Source organism: Sporomusa termitida, assembly GCF_007641255.1.
Classification (GTDB): domain Bacteria; phylum Bacillota; class Negativicutes; order Sporomusales; family Sporomusaceae; genus Sporomusa; species Sporomusa termitida.
Map to the genome: position 1 here is coordinate 395,468 of NZ_CP036259.1, position 17,890 is coordinate 413,357.

At 49.6% G+C, this 17,890-nt stretch carries 12 protein-coding genes and 6 riboswitches; of the genes, 11 read left to right on the forward strand and 1 reads right to left on the reverse strand.

All coding sequences use genetic code 11. The features are described 5' to 3' along the window. Positions 1-57 precede the first annotated feature (57 nt). Positions 58-594 carry a flavin reductase family protein gene (locus tag SPTER_RS01770; RefSeq protein ID WP_144348787.1) on the reverse strand — a complete coding sequence of 179 codons (537 nt, stop codon included), beginning with the start codon at positions 592-594 and terminating at the stop codon, positions 58-60. Between the two features lie 281 nt (positions 595-875). After that, positions 876-1,057: riboswitch (cobalamin riboswitch) on the forward strand. Between the two features lie 330 nt (positions 1,058-1,387). Further along, positions 1,388-1,565: riboswitch (cobalamin riboswitch) on the forward strand. A 219-nt stretch (positions 1,566-1,784) separates the two neighbouring features. Here SPTER_RS01770 and SPTER_RS01775 point away from each other — a divergent pair. The 11 genes from SPTER_RS01775 (at position 1,785) to SPTER_RS01825 (ending at position 17,887) form a co-directional block, all read left to right on the forward strand. Continuing rightward, a complete protein-coding gene (locus SPTER_RS01775; RefSeq protein WP_144348788.1) occupies positions 1,785-3,755 on the forward strand; it encodes a TonB-dependent receptor plug domain-containing protein in 1,971 nt (656 codons plus the stop codon). A 188-nt stretch (positions 3,756-3,943) separates the two neighbouring features. Beyond that, a riboswitch (cobalamin riboswitch) is annotated at positions 3,944-4,126 on the forward strand. A 218-nt stretch (positions 4,127-4,344) separates the two neighbouring features. Then, complete coding sequence (locus tag SPTER_RS01780) at positions 4,345-6,306, forward strand: TonB-dependent receptor plug domain-containing protein (protein WP_170233100.1); 1,962 nt, start codon at positions 4,345-4,347, stop codon at positions 6,304-6,306. Positions 6,307-6,370: 64 nt separating this feature from the next. Further along, positions 6,371-6,554, forward strand: a riboswitch (cobalamin riboswitch). Positions 6,555-6,760: 206 nt separating this feature from the next. Further along, positions 6,761-7,423, forward strand: a complete 663-nt coding sequence (locus SPTER_RS01785) for a redox-sensing transcriptional repressor Rex (RefSeq protein WP_170233101.1) — start codon at positions 6,761-6,763, stop codon at positions 7,421-7,423. A 196-nt stretch (positions 7,424-7,619) separates the two neighbouring features. Further along, positions 7,620-7,804, forward strand: a riboswitch (cobalamin riboswitch). A gap of 164 nt (positions 7,805-7,968) precedes the next feature. Beyond that, the gene (locus SPTER_RS01790; RefSeq protein WP_144348791.1) at positions 7,969-8,859 is read left to right on the forward strand and encodes a sirohydrochlorin cobaltochelatase; all 891 of its coding nucleotides are present in this window, start codon (positions 7,969-7,971) and stop codon (positions 8,857-8,859) included. Between the two features lie 5 nt (positions 8,860-8,864). Continuing rightward, a riboswitch (cobalamin riboswitch) is annotated at positions 8,865-9,098 on the forward strand. A gap of 362 nt (positions 9,099-9,460) precedes the next feature. Continuing rightward, a complete protein-coding gene (locus tag SPTER_RS01795) occupies positions 9,461-10,273 on the forward strand; it encodes a nucleotide-binding protein (RefSeq protein ID WP_144348792.1) in 813 nt (270 codons plus the stop codon). Next, on the forward strand, positions 10,260-11,555 hold the full coding sequence (locus SPTER_RS01800) for a nitrogenase component 1 (RefSeq protein ID WP_144348793.1): 1,296 nt from the start codon (positions 10,260-10,262) through the stop codon (positions 11,553-11,555). Before SPTER_RS01795 ends, SPTER_RS01800 begins: the two co-directional genes overlap by 14 nt. Beyond that, positions 11,548-12,840 (forward strand): nitrogenase component 1, encoded by a 1,293-nt coding sequence (locus tag SPTER_RS01805; protein ID WP_144348794.1) that lies wholly within the window; start codon positions 11,548-11,550, stop codon positions 12,838-12,840. The genes SPTER_RS01800 and SPTER_RS01805 overlap by 8 nt, the downstream gene beginning before the upstream one ends. A gap of 99 nt (positions 12,841-12,939) precedes the next feature. Further along, positions 12,940-13,680, forward strand: a complete 741-nt coding sequence (locus tag SPTER_RS01810; protein WP_144352694.1) for an ABC transporter permease — start codon at positions 12,940-12,942, stop codon at positions 13,678-13,680. Between the two features lie 9 nt (positions 13,681-13,689). Further along, positions 13,690-15,342, forward strand: coding sequence for an MptD family putative ECF transporter S component (locus SPTER_RS01815; RefSeq protein ID WP_144348795.1), 1,653 nt, complete (start codon positions 13,690-13,692; stop codon positions 15,340-15,342). A 3-nt stretch (positions 15,343-15,345) separates the two neighbouring features. Further along, positions 15,346-17,037, forward strand: a complete 1,692-nt coding sequence (locus SPTER_RS01820; RefSeq protein WP_144348796.1) for an ABC transporter ATP-binding protein — start codon at positions 15,346-15,348, stop codon at positions 17,035-17,037. Further along, positions 17,000-17,887: an energy-coupling factor transporter transmembrane component T family protein gene (locus SPTER_RS01825; protein ID WP_144348797.1), complete on the forward strand. Its 888-nt coding sequence runs from the start codon at positions 17,000-17,002 to the stop codon at positions 17,885-17,887. The genes SPTER_RS01820 and SPTER_RS01825 overlap by 38 nt, the downstream gene beginning before the upstream one ends. Positions 17,888-17,890 lie beyond the last annotated feature (3 nt).

Genomic DNA, 17,890 nt, shown 5'->3' on the forward strand with positions numbered 1-17,890 from the left:
TATTATGATCATATATGCTATAACGCTGCTTGTAAACTAAAGGAATTTTAAGATATACTATTCGATAATATACGCACTAACAATCTCCCCGTAATAAGCAGTATGAAAATCCTTGTTTGAACCGTGAAATAAGCTATCAACATCCTGGGGGTAAAATGTTTTCCTGTTTTCTGCGGTAATTTGGCGCTCATCCTGTGTTTGCTTGTATATAATCCGGCACTCAAGCGTTAACGGCAGTTCCTTAACAGCAGGAACCGAAATATGATTCGGTTTTTCCAGCGTCAGGTTAAGCTCTTTGATTTTATCAAGTTCACGACCGGATTTTGTCCCGCAAATCCCCAATATCTTTTTGTCAAAAGCACCATATGGTATATTTATTGTGAATTCCGGATTTTGTTCAAGTTGATGTTTGGTAAAACGGTTTTCTCTAACGAAAACCGTAAAAATCGGCTTCGACCATTCAATGCCGAGAGTACCCCAGCCAATAGTCATAGAGTTCACTTTGTCAGCTACTTTTGTGGTCAACAAAACGCCTGTTTGGACCGCTTTGATAATCTCATTAGCATAATCAAATACTTCAATTTCTTTTTTCATGGTGTTATCCTCCTTTAACATTCGTTGTCTCTATGATACACTAATAGGTAACTAGCAGAAAGTACGTACTTTTTGGTAAGATACTATCTAAAAGGGTAGTGTAAAGAAGCAGGCGGGACTGGACCTGTTCTTAATACTGCAGTGAAGAGCGGCAGGACCGGTGCGGCTGTGTGGCAGGTGGGGGAGCCGGCTAGTGATTATTATAATCTTTAGAAAATAACGGCAGTAAATATTGACAAGGGAAAAGATGTCCTGTATAATATGTACCATAACAACGTAATTGAATATTGTTTGAGTTGGGTGCCCTTTAGGGCTTAATAGGGAAGTCCGGTGCGATGCCGGCGCGGTCCCGCCACTGTAACGGGGAGCAAGCTTAAGATATGCCACTGGGATAAAGATCCTGGGAAGGTTTAAGCAAGCGACGATCCGGAGTCAGGAGAACTGCCTAGCTGACAATCACCGTTTTACCCACGAGGTATGGGGAGGAGATTACAGTAAACACTTTTGCGCCTGGATTTTATTCAGGTTGACAGTGTCCTTTTGCTGAATTTGCTCCTGGTATTTTACCAGGAGTTTTGATTTAGTCACCACTGTAGAATTTCTCCCACCTGCAACAGCAGCTGGGAGTTTTCTTATTAGTTGCCATTTTTCTAAACTCCTTTAAGTTATGCGCCTATTGGCACGGGTCTTTATGACCCGATTTTTTTTTCCAAGAGGCTAAATTTTCAACCGGTCCAAGGTACTAGACGGCATAGGCTGACAGTATATGTTGCAAAAAATATTGACAAAAAAATTTATAAAGACGAAGATAGGCGCCCTAAGGGCTTAATAGGGAAGCCGGTGTAATCCCGGCGCGGTCCCGCCGCTGTAAAGAGGAGTATTGTTCAGCTAGGTGTCACTGGCTTGTGCCGGGAAGACAGAGCAATATGATGAATCTGAGCCAGAATACCTGCCTGATCTTATTACACACTGCACTTACGAGCGATTAAGGAGGTGGGTTATGCCATACATAAATAAAGCTTTCCCGGTATTTCCATGATTGGCCTGACCTGTAAAATACCCCTTGCTGTCACCGGTAAGGGGTATTTTTTACGGGTAGTGCCGGGTGGTGGCTCAACATTGCCGGCTGCCATCAGGCCAAAGCAAGCAGCTAATAGCAAAGGTAGACTAAGTAAGAGGAGAAGAGAAAAATGAGATTAAGCAAGCACAACAGAAACATTGGTTTAGCGGCACTGTTTTTTTCCACGCTGGCGGTGACTTCGCCTGTCTATGCGGAGGATATTGAAGCTACAGAGGAATATGTCTGGGATACGATTCTGGTTACGGCGCAGCGTTATGAAAAAAAGGATCTGGATATCGGGGCGACAACCGATGTATATACAAGCGAGCAGTTAAAGAACACCGGCGCCAGAAACCTGCAGCAGGCATTGGCCATGGCCACAGGGATAATTTACCAGGCCAAAGGTCCCGGCGGGGCTTCGCTGGGATCTATGACCAGTAAAATTAGTATCAGGGGTGTGGAAAAAGGAACGCTGCTGCTGATCAACGGCACGCCGGCCAACTTAAGAGGGTTGTATAATCTCGAAGATATGCCTCTGGAAAACGTGGAACGCATTGAGGTTGTCAAGGGCGGGGGAGCCATTTTATATGGCAGCGAGGCTACCGGCGGTGTTGTTAATATTATCATGAAGAAGGGAATGCCAAATACCGTTACGGTCGGCGGCGGCAACAAGGGGCAGCAAAACTATGCCCTGACTACCCAGGCCGGTAAGCTGGGTTTCAGCTATACCTATGATAAGTGGGGCGATGTTGGCAAAATTTCTTCCAACTTGGCCACCCCGGAAATGTATAATGTATTTAATGGTTCGGAGAAAAATAATATTACCCTCACTTATGTTTTTGATGAAAACGTTGACTTAATGTACAGTCATAATGAATCAATCAGCCGATTCACCTATACCTTTGGTAAGGGCTATGACGCTAAATATGATTATCCTTATTCCATTGATGACAAGGCGCGCTATAATCGCAAGCATGATAATACCAAGGATTTTGTCCAGCTTAATGTGAAGCAGGGCGATTTAAAAGGCAATTTATACTATAATGCCAACAGTTTGCATTCTACCGGGATGGACTATTACAGTTCAACCGGCGAGAGCGACAAATATCCGCAATTGAAAGATTCCAAGGAGAAGAATCGCACGTATGGTTTCGACCTGCAAAATATCTGGCAGACGAGCGGGAGTACGCTGTTATTTGGCGCAACCTATCAAAATGAAGACTATACGCCGGAAGTGAAAGAAAGCACTCGCTATGAGCGCAATAATTATTCGCTTTACGGCCAATGGGAAGTGCCGCTGCAGGAGGCCGACACCTTTACGCTGAGTGCCCGGAAAAGCTGGACAGGCGGGGCTGCTGAAGATAAAAATTATCACAACTTCAGCGCCCAGGGCCAGTTTGTCCATAAGCTGTCGGCAGACGCCAGTGTGTATGCCAGCATTGGCCAGTCCTATGTAATGCCAACTTTCGGCCAGATGTACTCCACTGGTGGTGGCATGGTGGTGGGCGATCCCAATCTTCGCCCCCAGACCGGTATTCATTATGAAATTGGCTGGAAGAAAAATCATAATGGCCACAAATGGCGGGCGGCATTATTTAATTATGAGATTGAGGATAATATCAGCTTTAGCAAACAATCCAATCAATATTACGCCGTCAATGAGGATCTGAAAAATACGGGAATAGAGTTAAGTGCCGATATTCAGGGACATAACGGCTGGTCTTATCAGTACGGACTGACCTATAGTGACCCCAAGGGTAGGGCAAAATCCGAGAAACCCGGGGTTAAAACCTATTGGGACAGAAACTTCGGCCGGCTGCAGCTAAATGGCGGGGCTACGTACCAGATGGATAAATGGACGGCCAGCCTATCGGCGAACTACCTGGCCAAGCGGGTGCTTACGCCAAGCAGTGCACACTCTTTTGCAACCAAGCCTTATTTATTAACAAGCTTACATGTCAATTATGCCGTTGATGCAGTCAGTGAAATTAATTTGAGTATTGACAATGTGCTGGACAGGCAGGACAATGTCAACCATACCAGTTCGGCCTATTACACAACCCCTATTAATTACATGCTGAGTTATAAATATAAGTTCTAATATATAGGTGATAGATGAGCAAATACCAGTCGCTTAAGCGCTGGTATTTGTTTTTGAAACCACGGTGTATGGAGCAGTGTCAGCTTGAAGAAGCGGAATCTCAAGAGTATTGGAATTTTATTAACTGGAAGAAATATGTTTGACAACCCTAACCGGGCGATGTTATTATTAGGATTATATTTACAGAAAATTTAATATGATCAATAGGTGCCCGTAAGGGCTTAATAGGGAAGTCCGGTGCAATACCGGCGCGGTCCCGCCACTGTAATGGGGAGTAAATCCAAGAGATACCACTGAGACAAAATGTCTTGGGAAGGTTTGGAGGAACGATGATCCGGAGCCAGGAGAACTGCCTATTGTGAATCACCGTTTAACCTACGAGCGATAGGGAGGGGATTATTGAGCAGTTGATCCTTCCTGGCTATGTGGCCGGGATTTTTTTATTAATAGGGTTGACTTGTAAAATCTTTCCCGGGCAGGCTTGTGTGATTAATCGCCGTAAGGAGATAAGCTAGTTTTCCGGGGGAGGGGATAAGGCAGCGCTTGATGGAACGGGCAAGGGAATTTATAGATGAATGGAGAGTACATAATGAAGGAGACAAAATCAATAAAAAAAATCAAAGCCCAGGCACTAGTATGTATGATTGTAGGCGGGGTTATGTTTTTTCAAGCGCCGGTAATGGGCCAGGCTGCAACCGATGAAGAGTATTCTTTGGATAAAGTGGTTGTAACGGCTAATCGTGTTCCTACACAGGCTGCTAAATCAGGCGCTAATGTGACAGTGATAACCCGGGAGCAGATTGAAAATGGTCAATATCTGAATCTTGGGGATGTTCTTAGAGACGTAAATGGTGTGATTGTAAGTGGTAAGGGTTTTTTAGGAGCTGCACAATCTGTTCGATTGAATGGCGATGATCGCGTTTTGTTTATGATTGATGGTCGCAAAATTGGTCGGCCGGAAGGAGGAGGCGGGCGCTCCACCTTTGATCCCAACACAATAATTTCTATGAATAATATCGAACGAATTGAAATTGTTAAAGGTGGAGCTTCTGCGCTTTATGGATCAGATGCTGTCGGGGGTGTTATCAACATTATTACCCGTAAAGGAGCAGAAGATAAGACTACTTTAGATTTTACAACAGGATCGTGGGGTACCCGCAATTATAAAATGAGCACGCAAGCACAAGCAAATGGCTATAGTCTGTATATTACAGCCGATAAAAAACATCAGGACTATAGTGAATATAATGTGGTTAACCCTTCGCTAACTGGCGGCAGCAACAAGGGGGACACCTACCGCTGGTCTAACAGTGAATTTGATGGTCAAGGTATAACCTTACGGCTGGACAAGGAAATTGACGCTAATCATTCCTGGACAGTTAATTTTGAACATTGGAATGATGAAGGGGGGCAGCCTAATAGGGTTACTACCCAGTCGTCTAACAGATCTACGCATCTTACTAATAATATTGCATTAACTTATAATTTTAACCAAGTCAAGGAAGTGCCCGGATTTATCCGAGCGTACTCTAATTATCAAAATATGGATTTTTCAGGAACTTATAAAAGTCGTACCCAAGGGCTTGAATATCAGACTGGCTGGCAGTTAGATGAAAATAATACATTAGTTGCAGGTCTGGATTGGATAAAAGGAACTGTACTTGAGAATACAGGCGGTGGTTATGCAGATAAAGCCATTACCAATCAGGCTTTATATCTGCAGGATATTTATCATGTTACTGATAAACTGATTATTACTCCCGGGCTCAGATATGACCACCATAGTAAATTCGGCGGTCAGACAACGCCTAAACTGAATGCCAGCTATAGTGTGGATAATACCACTGATGTCTATGTTGCTTATAACCGGGTATTTAATGCCCCTAACTTAGATGACTTATATTATTATTCTCCTCCGGGAGATTCTTGGGGAGGAATGGTTGGCAATCCAGACTTAAAGCCGGAAAGCGGGCATGTGATTAGTGCCGGTGTGAATAAAAAAATCAGTGATGCCACCCTTTTGAAGCTGTATTATTTTGCAAGTAAGTTATCTGATGCTATTGCCTGGAAAGCAGATGATCCAAATGATTATTTAACAGATTACCGGCCACAGAACATCGATAAGCAAAAAAAACGTGGTTTTGAGATTGATCTTCATCATAAGATTTCAGAGAAATATTATACCGAAGTAGGTTACTCTCATGTTCATATTGAAAATAATTCAGATGGTGCAGGTTATGTTGTTGATTCTACTAACAGTCAGCCCAATGGTTACCGTGTAAAATTGGGCTATAGCAGTGATCAATGGAATTTCAATATTAATGGGCAAGGCGTTTCCGGGCGTGATACCAGCCGGTTTATAGAACGGGGTCACTGGGTTTGGAATATGGCGGTTAATTATAAAATGAATGATAGTGCCGATATATATATGAATGCTTTTAATATCACTAATGAAGCTTATGAGTTACTTTCCGGCGGGACGAACAATAGTCGGGGCAATTACCCAATGGCAGCCCGCAATGTTCAACTGGGTGTAAAGTATTCATTCTAAGATGTTTGACAACTCCTGTCACAAATGGTATTATTAACATGTATATAATATTCAGACATTATAATTGAATATGAATGAGTTAGGTGCCCTTAATGGGCTTAATAGGGAAGCCGGTTAAAAACCGGCGCGGTCCCGCCACTGTAATGGGGAGCAAAACCAAGATATGCCACTGAGACATAACCGTCTTGGGAAGGTTTGGTGGAGTGATGAGCCAGAGCCAGGAGAACTGCCTAGCTGACAGTCACCGTTTTACCCACGAGCGATGGGGAGGGGATTACAGTCGCACCGGCTTGCTGTGGCATTAAATGTCAGGTTAGTTTTGTGTTTTGCTGCTAAATTCACTCCTGGTCAACGACCAGGAGTTTTTATTAAGTGCGCTGTAAAGGTTCTCCCGGCTGCCGTGGCAGCCGGGTATTTTATTTCAATTCATTTTTCGGGAAAGGGAGAGGGCGAAATGATAAAAACAAGAGATGATGTATCTAAACTGACGATAACCAGGATGGCAATCTATTATAATGCCCTGAAAAGAATGTTGGAGGATGGAGAAACAATGTGCCTGTCCAGCCAAATAGGCCAGCATACCGGCATAAGTTCTTCAATAATACGCAAAGACCTATCTTCTTTCGGCGAGTTCGGCACTAAGGGGGTCGGTTACAGGATTGATTTTCTGCTCCGGTGGATTGGTGAGATCCTGGGCTACAATACTGTTTGGAATACAATTGTAGTCGGCATGGAGATGCCCTTATTATCAATAAGCTGTTATCAGAATTTCTTGCCGCCCGGCTTCCGGATCGCTGCGGTTTTAGATATGGATGAGCGGAATTACGGCGCCATGATCCCTGAATTGGGCTTATCCCTTGAATCCATCCGGAATCTGGAGGCTGTGGTATTTAAGAAGCAGGTGAGTATCGGGTTGGTGGCGGTGCAGCCTGAACAGGCCCAGTTTGTTACTGACAGGCTTGTTGCTGCCGGTGTTGCCGGTATAGCCAACTTCACCCAGACTCAGGTAACAGTACCTGAAAGCATTGCCCTGACCCAGATTAATGCCGGACCGATGATCAGTCAGCTTTCGTATGATCTGGCCCGTTCTGTACCTGTTCTGCAGTCCATCGTTTAGGTGGCGGATTGGCTAGAAATCCCGGTTGCTAAGGCGGCTAGGATTTTCCTGTGTCTGCCTGGAAAGCGAGGGACCTGAGGGCCTTTGTTGGGGCCGGATAAAATTCGCTATTTTCTGTATAAATCAGGATGTGTTTGACAATAGCTGATAGCGGATGCTATTATTGGTAATAAATATAGCTGTTTTTCTGAATATAATTAAATATTAGGAGCCAGGTGCCTTAAAGGGCTTAATAGGGAAGTACGGTTAAATGCCGGCGCGGTCCCGCCACTGTAATGGGGAGTTAGCCTAAGATATGCCACTGAGACGCAAGCGTCTTGGGAAGGTTTGGGTGTAACGATGAACCAGAGTCAGGAGAACTGCCTGTCTGTCAATCACCGTTTTTACTCACGAGCGATGAGGAGGGGATTTAGAAGAGCTGTATTTGGCTAATTGTTGACGATTATCTGAATTGATTTCTTCTGAACAGAACCCTCCCGGCCTGCGCCAGAGAGGGCTTTTATTTTTGTAATACATATGTGGGAGATTATGAGGAGGCAACAAATATGGAGCAAGAGCAAAACAATTCATCAAAAAAGGCTATTGTCGTTGTTAGTTTTGGCACTTCTTATCAGGACACCCTAAAACTGAACATTGAAACTATCGAAAATAAAATCCGGGACAATTTTCCGGAATATGTGGTGCGGCGGGCTTTTACCTCCCGTACGGTTATCAAGCGTTTAGCCGCTGACGGTGTCCGGGTTGATAATGAAATCCAGGCCCTGAAACGTCTGCAGGATGAAGGCTATCAGGAAGTGTATCTCCAGCCCTTGCATGTAGTGGCTGGGGCCGAATATGAAAAAATCAAGGTCCTTGTTGCCCATTACGCTCATGCCCAAGAAAAAGCTTTCGAAAAAATCCGTTTGGGCCGGCCTTTGTTGTATTGTATGGGGCAGGAGGATCATCCCGATGACTACGAAATTGCCATTAATGCGTTAAGAACGCAGCTGCCGGCCGATGATGGAGCCAGCGCTGTTGTGCTTATGGGCCATGGCGGCATGCATCCGGCTAATGCTGCTTACTCGGTGTTACAGCTAAAATTAAAGGATGCAGGCTTAAAGAATGTTTTTGTGTATACTGTCGAAGGCTTTCCGCCTCTAAACCGTATAATTGACAACCTGAAACAGCAGCAGGTAAAGAAAGTTACCCTGATGCCATTTTTGCTGGTGGCTGGTGATCATGCAACCAACGACATGGCCGGGGATGAGGAAGATTCGGCGAAGTCGCAGTTGTTAGCGGCCGGCTTCAGTGTTGATGTATATTTCCATGGGTTAGGGGAGAATGCAGCCATTCAGGATATCTATGTAAGCCATCTCCGCGCTACTATTGCCCATCCGCCCCATGGTCACCGCCATGCCTGCGGTAAAAGTCACGGTCACCGACACGGGCAGTCATAATACAACTAAATACAGCTGAGACAGGTGCCCTGCGGGGCTTAATAGGGAAGTCCGGTGAAAAACCGGCGCGGTCCCGCCACTGTAATGAGGAGCAATTTCAATTATGCCACTGCGACGCCGCCGAAGGAGGCTAGTGCCGGACACCCGGAATGTGTCGACGGTGCGTCAAACAAGTCGTGGGAAGGTTTGGAGGAGCGATGAGCCAGAGCCAGGAGAACTGCCTGTTTGACAATCACCGGTTGACCTACGAGCGATGGGGAGGGGGATTTTTTGCGATAACGCTTATTTAAGCGGCAATGAACTCCTGAGTTGAGCATAGGAGTTCATTTTTATTTACTGAGTCATCCTGGAATCCCCCGGTTTTTGAGTCTACCAGAATTTATAAATAAATTCTGTGGACATAAGAACGACTATACCCTAAAGGACACAAGCGGCTTCTGCCGTCGTCCTAAAGGACTTGCACAAGCCATGTCTTTTCTTATCCTGATAGAAAGTATAATTTTCTTTGGATAAGGGCAGCATCGGCTTCCGCTTTCGCCAAAGGCTCGGCGCAAGCCGTGTTTTCTTATGAATTGATTGAGAGAGGAATACAAGAAAAACAATGAAAAAAATTGCGTTTTATGGCAAAGGCGGGATTGGGAAATCGACAACCGCTGCCAATGTATCGGCGGCTCTGGCTGAACAGGGTCAGGCTGTGTGCCAGATTGGCTGTGATCCGAAAAACGATTCTACCAGACTGCTGCTTGGCAGCACGTGCAAGCAAACAGTGCTCGATATGGTCAGAAAATATGGTGATGATGTAACCACCAGTCATGTGGTCCATAACGGTTTCCAGGGTGTTAAATGTGTGGAGGCCGGCGGTCCGGAGCCGGGGGTAGGCTGCGCCGGCCGCGGGATTATTGTCGCTTTGGAGAAGCTTAAAGCCCTGCAGTCGATTGCAGAAGATCATATTATCTTATATGACGTACTGGGCGATGTGGTGTGCGGGGGTTTTGCCGTACCCATTCGTGAAGGCTATGCTACGGATATCTATATTGTCTCCTCCGGTGAGTTGATGTCGCTGTATGCTGCCAATAATATTGCCAAAGGGGTAGCAAGGTTTGCCGGCCGTGGCCAGGCCCGGCTTGGCGGTATTATTGGCAACAGCCGTAACATCATGCATGAGCAGGCTTTATTGGAAGAGTTTGCCGCTAAACTGAATACCCGCCTGGTTGCTTTTATCCCCCGGGAGCAGACTGTTCATCAGGCTGAAATTCGCCGGCAGACTGTTATTGAATGGAAGCCGGACTCGCCTCAGGCCGCTGTGTACCGGCAACTGGCCACGCTGATCATGGGCAACAGGGAATTGTCTATCCCAACGCCGCTGGAGTTTGAAGACCTTGAGGAGCTGGTGTTACGCTATGGTGAAGAGTAAGCGCCCGGTTGTCTCCCTGAAGAGCGGCTGCAGTTGCAGTATGCCTGGCGTATGGCGGGCTGTAGCCCACAGCGATGGCGCTGTAGTGATTTTTCACAGTCCTAAAGCCTGTGCCCATATCACCCAGGAGATGGGGCTGGGTATTCATTACCGCCTGGTAGCCCGGCAGGAATTTGTGCCCGGGCGCTATAGAGCACCACTGATCAGCAGTGAATTAAATGATGAGCATTCGATCTTTGGCGGGGCGGAGCAGCTGCGGGCGTGCATCAGGTCTGTAGCCGGCCGTTACCGGCCAAGTTATATTGTGATTGCCAGTTCCTGTGTGGCCGGCATCATTGGCGATGATATTGCCGAGGTGGCCGCTCTGGCTGAACAGGAATTTACTATACCGGTCATTGCTTCCCCCTGCAGCGGGTATTTGGACGGGGAATATCATGCAGGTTATTATCACACGGCCATGGCTGTGGCCGAACGTTTTATTACTACCCAGCCCACGCTGCCGGACACGGTTACACTTTTGGGTGACCGTGGCGGGCCTGACAGCGAAGATTGCCAGGAAATGGAACGACTGCTCCACTATTTTGGCTTAGAGGTCCATGCTCATTTTCCAGGGTATGCCTCGCTTAACGACATGCGGCGGGTGGCCGCATCATCACTGAATATCCTGATTGGCGGCAGGGCCCAATCCTATGCCTGGATCCGCAGGCTGGCCGTCGGGCTTGAAGCAAGGAGCGGCACTCCGTTTTTCGACAGAGACCATCCGGTAGGCTGGCTAGGGACCACGGCGTGGCTGGCTGAACTGGGAGCATTACTGGCCCGCCCTCAGGCCGCCAGGCAGGCAATTGCGGCTGAACAACAGCGGTTGCAGGCTGCCGTATTCGAGAGCCGCCGGACCCTGCGCCTAGCCAGGGTTGCGTTAGTTATCGGCCGGCCGCTGCAGTATTTTGAACCAGGCTGGGTGCTGGAACTACTAGCTCAGGCAGAAATCGAATTAGTGGCTGTTGTCTTATTGCAGGGGCTGACCGGACAGCAGCAGGAAGTATTGCGGCAGGCCCTGCCAGCGTATACGCAGATACCTGTCTTGCTGCAAAGTCAGGCAGATGCGACTCTCCGTACAGCCGAGCTGGTAATGACTACGCATGAATTAGACGATGAAAACCTCCGTCAGTTCTTTATACCGGTATTACCGCCTATCGGGGTGAGCGGTTTCCTCAGACAGCTGCAAAAACTGGAGCGTCTGGCCCAGCGCCCGGCCCTGCGGGGAGGAATATTGTATGGCTGATCCACAGTGGCATGATGTCCAAAGCTGTTTCAATGCCTGTGCGCTGACCGGGGCGGCGGCGTTTTTTGCCGGTATTGAGGATGCGGTTATTGTCGGTAACGGCCCATTGTGGTGCTACTTTTATGCCCTCCGGTTTCTGGAGCATTCCTGCCCCGACATTGCCAACCGCTTTTTTTGCTCACAGGTTGATAATAATGCAGTGATCTACGGTACCGAAGAGGCCCTGCTGGCGACCTTGCAAACTGTCAAGGAGACCACCCGGCCGTCCGTGGTATTTATTGAAAGCAGCTGTTCAGTCAGTCTGATCGGCGATGATCTTGCGGCAATTGCCCGGCAGGCCGCTATGCCCTGTCCGGTAATTTGCCTGGAAAGCGGTGGCTTGAGCGGGGGCTTGCAAGAGGGGTACCGGGCTGCGGCGAAAGCCTATTTTTCAGCAATACCGCTGCCCCAAGGCCTGCCAAGAAAGGCCGGCACCGTTAATTTGCTGGGGGCAACCTACGGTTACTATAATGCCGTCAGTGACGTACAGGAAATTAAGCGGCTGCTGGGGGCGGCCGGTTATCATGTGCTGGCCTGTCCGGGGGCAGGTTCCTGCCAGGACGATATAGCGGTGATGGCTCAGGCCGAATTGAACGTTGTCTTACACGCCGAACTGGGGCTGGAAACGGCTTTATTGCTGCAAGCTCAGTATGGAATTCCTTATGTGGCTGGGCTGCCGCCTTATGGGGTAGAAGGCTCCTGGGACTGGCTCTGTTCGGTCGCGCAGGTTAGCGGCAGGACCAAGCAGGCTTTGGCAATCGCCGGCCAGGAGCGGGCTTTGCTGGAGCGCCGGCTGCGCAACGCTACCCAGGAGATGGAGCGTATTTGGGGTGAGATGTGGTTTAACCAGGTGCTGGTGGCAGCGCCCGCGTCTACCGCCCTGGGGATAGCACAGGCAGTACGGCGGGAATGGGTGGATACCACTAGGCTGACAATCATTGCTCAGGGTGGTATTTTGCAGCCACAGATACCGGCCGGTTTAGGCCGGGTAATTGATGCCCAAAAAGACGGCCAGGCCCTGGCAGACTGTCTGAATCAACTGACGGCAGGGTTGCTGCTTGCCAGCAGCAATGAGCGGGCCTGGCTGTACCGCAGCCAACAGCAGGCGGTGGTTTACCAGAATATTGCCCTGCCCGTATATGACGAAATCCGGCTCAGCCATCGACCGTTTATGGGCTTGCAGGGAGCCGTTCATCTGCTGGAGTGCTTGTGGGAACGGTATATTGCTGTTTGTCAGCACCCTTGATCGGTGATAATTAGGAAAAAGAGGGCGAATATGAAGGACCAGCCGCATTGCAACCCGGAAGATGTTATAGTAATTGACAGGAAGAAAGGTGAGCGGACCATGATGCAGGATATCGGGACCGTTTTTTGGCGGGACTGGATTGTGCTTTACCGGCGCATCGGTGCTTTTATCTTATCCCGGATGGTTGCACCTGTACTCTATCTGGTGGCCTTTGGCTGGGGTATGGGCCGCAGTATCCAGGTCAGTCAGGGCAGTTACATGGATTTTATTGTCCCCGGAATCCTGGCGCTAAATTCCATGAATATTAGTTTTAACTCTGTGGGCGGGCCACTGCATACCGGCAGGCTGTATCACAAGACTTTAGAAGAGTATCTGGTAGCTCCTATCAGCTCCTTGTCTTTTGTTTTGGGGAAAATTGCCGCCGGTGTTGTGCGGGGGCTGATATCGTCAGTCATTATTGTTGCTTTGGCCTGGCTTTTTGGGGCCAAGGTTGCTGTTAACGGCATGTTTATTCTTATTTTGATGCTGAATTGTATTGTTTTTTCCGCTCTGGGTTTTGTCGTGGCCATGTTGATTGACTCGCATGAGGACATGGGTAATTTCAGCACATATGTGCTGCTGCCTATGTCGTTTTTATGTGCTACTTTTTTTAGCACCGACAAACTCCCGGCTGTGGTCCGCTGGCTGTTGGAGCTTTTGCCGCTGACGCATGCCAGTGCCGCTTTGCGGGCTATTACCTATGGCGGTGAGCCGGCCGGGGTTTCCTGGCTGGTGCTAGGCAGCTATGCTGTGATATTGCTGGGGGTCAGTGTCTGGACAATGGAAAAGGTACGGGAGTAAAAGAAACTTATGAAATTAACAGCATTGCTCAGTTTATGTCTCATCGCCCTTTGCCTGCTGCCACCATTAGGCGCAGGGCAAACAGGTGACGATGTTACTATTTCGTTGCAGGTACCTTACTATTTGGGGAAACCGCGGGAAGGTGTCGGGCCGGGGAGTCAGCTGCAGGCCTTGTACAGCATAGAAAATCGCAGCCAGGCTGCGGTTGCGGCCACAATTTCAATCAAGCTGCCGCCCGGGTTTGCTCTAGCCGACAGGTCAACTGTCTGGCAGGTGGAACAATACCCGGAGGGGGATATTCTGCAGCGGCATATTGACTTAGCCGGCGGCTACAGCCAGTGGTTCGATTTATTGACAATCCAGGCTGCGGCAGACATTATACCCGGTACATATGCTATCATCATCAGCGATGGCCGGCAGACCCGGCAGGTACCGGTTACAGTAGTTACAACAGGCCGTAAGCTTGGCAATGAGCCGCCAGTTATTGAAGAAATTATCCTGCCGCTGGACCGGGATGGCAAAAATGACGAGCGATTATCGCGCAATACCCTGGTCATGCGTGACAAAAGCTGGGATTATTATAAAAATATCATCAATGGTAAAGGGGCCTCCAATCTGGAGGTCGAGGCGCTGCATCCGCTTACTCATATGCGGCTTATTGTCAAAAATCCGTCTGAACAGCAAAAACTGGTGGTTATTACTGCCCGCTTGCATGATGCTCATAGCCGTGAGCCGGTGTCCGGCCTGTTTACACCGGGAACAACCGGTGAGGATAAGGATGCCGGCTCACTGGGCGGGCATGAGGACAAGCTGGTCGCTTTTGCGGCGCTCACCGGTGAGCCGAGGCAGACTGTTCAACTGCCTGTTTATATGAACGAGCAGGCGCTGGCAGGGGGGCAGTACATCCTGCGAGTGGTTATGGAAGATGAGTTTGCGCCGCCGGTGGTGCAGGAAACAGTGATTACTGTTGTTAAAAAGGATTGGAAAGCCCTGGCTGTTATTGGCGGGGCGGCAGTCATTTTACTGGCAGCGCTGCTGCTGGCTGTCAGGCGCGTCAGATCTGTCCTGGCAACGCTCAAAACCCGCTGGCTGGTGACGGTGGCCTTATTTGGGGCGGCGGCGTTTGCGGTTGTTACGGTGCCGTCAACGCTGCTCAATGATTTCTTTCATATCCTGATGGGGCCTTTCGGGTTTCTTGTTACCGGCTTATTTCACAGTATTATGTTGTATATGATGATCATAGCGCTGGTTATACTCATTCCCCGGCCGGGGGTTATTGCCCTGATGATTATTGTGCGCCTCCTGCTGGGAATGCTGGCCTTCGGGCAGGTTTCACCGATCAGTTTATTGTCCTATGGGATTAATGCCCTGTTACTGGAAACGCTGCTGTACAGCAGCGGGCTGTACAGCCACCTGCAGTCGACTGATGCTGCAGCCGGCCTGAACTGGCAGAAGGTTGCCTGCCTGGCCTTGATCTGCGGGGTTGCCGACAGTATTGCGACCTATGTCACTCTGCAGGGCCTGTCGGTATTGTACCGGATGTATTATGCCGACTGGTATATTTATCTGCTGTTACTGATCAACGGCTTCTTATATACAGCAATTGGTGCGGTCTGCGGCGTACGGCTTGGCAGCCGCTTATGCCGGGTAGGGGGGGACTGAAAGATGCAGGCTTTTGTGGAATGGCAGAATGTAACCTTTACTTATAAACATGCGAGTCAGCCCAGTGTCGATCAGTTCAGCCTGCAGGTTGCGGCCGGTGACTTCGTATTGATTACCGGTTCGACAGGCTGTGGCAAAAGTACATTGTTAAAAATGCTTAACGGTCTTATCCCGGAAGAAAGCGGCGGGGTGTTGTGCGGTACTGTGCTGGTGAATAGGCAGGACACCCGCCAGCTTAGTGTTACCCAGCTGAGCCGGACGGTGGGAATGGTGTTTCAAAGCCCGGAGGATCAGATTTTTTCGACCACGGTGTATGATGAAACTGCTTTTGTTTTGGAGAATATGGGCATGGCTGCTGCTGATATTAACCACCGGGTTGATGAGGCCCTGGCGCTGGTGGGGCTGCTCAATAAACGGGAAGCCAGTGTGCATGCCTTATCAGGCGGGCAAAAACAGCGGCTGGCTGTAGCCTCGGTATTGGCTGCCAGGCCAGCTATTCTGGCCCTGGATGAACCTATCAGCCAGCTTGATCCCCGGGGAGCTACTGAATTGCTGGCCGTACTGGAGAAAATCAACCGGGAACTTGGTATTACTATTATTCTGGTGGAACACCGCCTGCATGAGGTTATGCCACTGTGTAACCGGGTTGTTGTTATGGATGCGGGAAAACTACTGTGGGAGGGTACGAGAGCGGCGGCGTTTGGCTGTCCGGAGCTGTTTGCCGGCCATGGTCTCAGGGTACCGCAGCCGGTGGATATATGCCGGCGGCTGGGGCTGGTATCCTCGTCGGCCGGGGTGGAGGAGGCTGTAGCCGCTATCCGGCGGCGGTATCATGTGCCGGCAGTGGCAGGAACGGCGTGTATACCGGCAGCAACCGGCAGCGGTTCGGAGCCTGCTATGGAGATTCAGAATTTGTCTTTTTGGTATGAGCAAAGCCCGCAACCGGTCCTGGATCATATTGACCTGTTTATTCCCCGGGGGCAGTTTGTTGCTCTTATGGGCAACAATGGGGCCGGGAAATCAACCTTGCTACAACAGATAGGGGGCCTGCTGACACCACGGCAGGGGACCGTGCGGGTGTTAGGCCAGCCCCTGGCCGCCGTACGCCGCCAGGTGGGGATGGTACTGCAAAATCCTGACCTGATGCTGTTTAACAGTACGGTAGCCGAAGAGGTGGCCTTTGCTCCCAGGCAGCAGCAGGCAGGAAATGGTCTTACGCCTTATTGCCGGGAACTTATATTGAAAATGGGGTTAAACGGCCGCGAAGAAGAATTCCCGCTGGCTCTTAGCCGCGGCCAGCGCCTGCGGTTGGCCCTGGCAGCCGTATTGTCTTGCCGGCCGGCGGTATTACTGCTCGATGAGCCGACAACAGGACAGGATATCGGTCATATTGAAGATATTATTGTTTTGCTGAAAGAGTATGTGGTTCAGGGAGGAACAGTGGTGTTTTGTACTCATGACACCGAGGTTGCCGCCGGTCATGCCGACCGGGTTATTGTTCTGTGCCAGGGGCGCCTGACTGCGGACGGGCCGCCGGCCGTAGTCTTCAATCAGGATGCTATGCTGCGCCGGGCGGGTTTGAAGCCGCCGGCTGCTTTGCTGGTGGCGCGGCAACTGTATGGCGGTGTGGCCATGGGGGTAGAGGAGGTGGTGCGGTATGTCCGTCAGGGATGTCTGGGAAGCAACGCCGGGTGATACCCTGGTGCATAAACTTGATGTCCGGACTAAAGTAGTGTTGTTAGCCGGGTTTGCAGTAGCCGTGATCCTGATTGACAGTCCCCGTACCTTATATTTGTTGTTTTGCCTGACATTGGCCCTGCACATCCTGGCCCGGTCAAGCGTGCCGCGGTGGCGGATCCTGATTATTTTTGTCCTGCTGGGTTTATGGGGATCAATGGTCAGTCAGGCGTTGTTTTATTCCCGCGAGCCAAGAACCATTGTGGCGTGCCTTATACCGCCGTCCCTGCCGGTGCTCGGGACTTTGACCGGCGGCGTGTTTGTCTACCGCGAGGGACTGGAGTATGGCGCCGTCCAGGCATTGCGCTCGGCGAGTATGCTGTCGTTGGGGTTGCTGTTGAGCTGGACGTCAGATCCCCGGCAGTTGCTTAAGAGTTTTGTCTCCTGGAGAATGCCGTATGAGCTGGCCTTTATGCTGATCAGCGGCCTGCGTTTTCTGCCGGTTATTTTTCAGGAAACTGCCGTTGTCCTGACTGCCCAGCGGCTGCGGGGGTTTGAGCCGTTAAAGGCATTAGTGCCCCGCCGGCTGATTCAAACTGCCTTTCAGACCCTCTTTCCGATTCTGGCGAGGACGCTGCGGCGGGCAGCAACCCTGGCGGCCTCGGTTGAAAGCCGTGGTTTCGGACGGGAAGCGCGGGTTACGGAAATAAAGCAGTGGCCGGCAAGTGAACAGAGGTTATGTCTGGGGGTTTTTACCGCAATTATCCTTCTGCTGGGACTAAAAATTCTGGATGTGTTGCAGTTTAACGGCCTGTTTTTTATTCCGGCCTGGCGTGACCTGTATGATGTAATGAAAGTATGGATGTGAAAT

Coding starts and splice junctions, on each gene's coding strand:
- SPTER_RS01820 (WP_144348796.1), top strand. CDS start 15,346: ATGCAGGCTTTTGTGGAATGGCAGAATGTAACCTTTACTTATAAACAT.
- SPTER_RS01805 (WP_144348794.1), top strand. CDS start 11,548: ATGGCTGATCCACAGTGGCATGATGTCCAAAGCTGTTTCAATGCCTGT.
- SPTER_RS01790 (WP_144348791.1), top strand. CDS start 7,969: ATGGAGCAAGAGCAAAACAATTCATCAAAAAAGGCTATTGTCGTTGTT.
- SPTER_RS01770 (WP_144348787.1), bottom strand. CDS start 594: ATGAAAAAAGAAATTGAAGTATTTGATTATGCTAATGAGATTATCAAA.
- SPTER_RS01795 (WP_144348792.1), top strand. CDS start 9,461: ATGAAAAAAATTGCGTTTTATGGCAAAGGCGGGATTGGGAAATCGACA.
- SPTER_RS01825 (WP_144348797.1), top strand. CDS start 17,000: ATGTCCGTCAGGGATGTCTGGGAAGCAACGCCGGGTGATACCCTGGTG.
- SPTER_RS01775 (WP_144348788.1), top strand. CDS start 1,785: ATGAGATTAAGCAAGCACAACAGAAACATTGGTTTAGCGGCACTGTTT.
- SPTER_RS01815 (WP_144348795.1), top strand. CDS start 13,690: ATGAAATTAACAGCATTGCTCAGTTTATGTCTCATCGCCCTTTGCCTG.
- SPTER_RS01800 (WP_144348793.1), top strand. CDS start 10,260: ATGGTGAAGAGTAAGCGCCCGGTTGTCTCCCTGAAGAGCGGCTGCAGT.
- SPTER_RS01810 (WP_144352694.1), top strand. CDS start 12,940: ATGATGCAGGATATCGGGACCGTTTTTTGGCGGGACTGGATTGTGCTT.
- SPTER_RS01785 (WP_170233101.1), top strand. CDS start 6,761: ATGATAAAAACAAGAGATGATGTATCTAAACTGACGATAACCAGGATG.
- SPTER_RS01780 (WP_170233100.1), top strand. CDS start 4,345: ATGAAGGAGACAAAATCAATAAAAAAAATCAAAGCCCAGGCACTAGTA.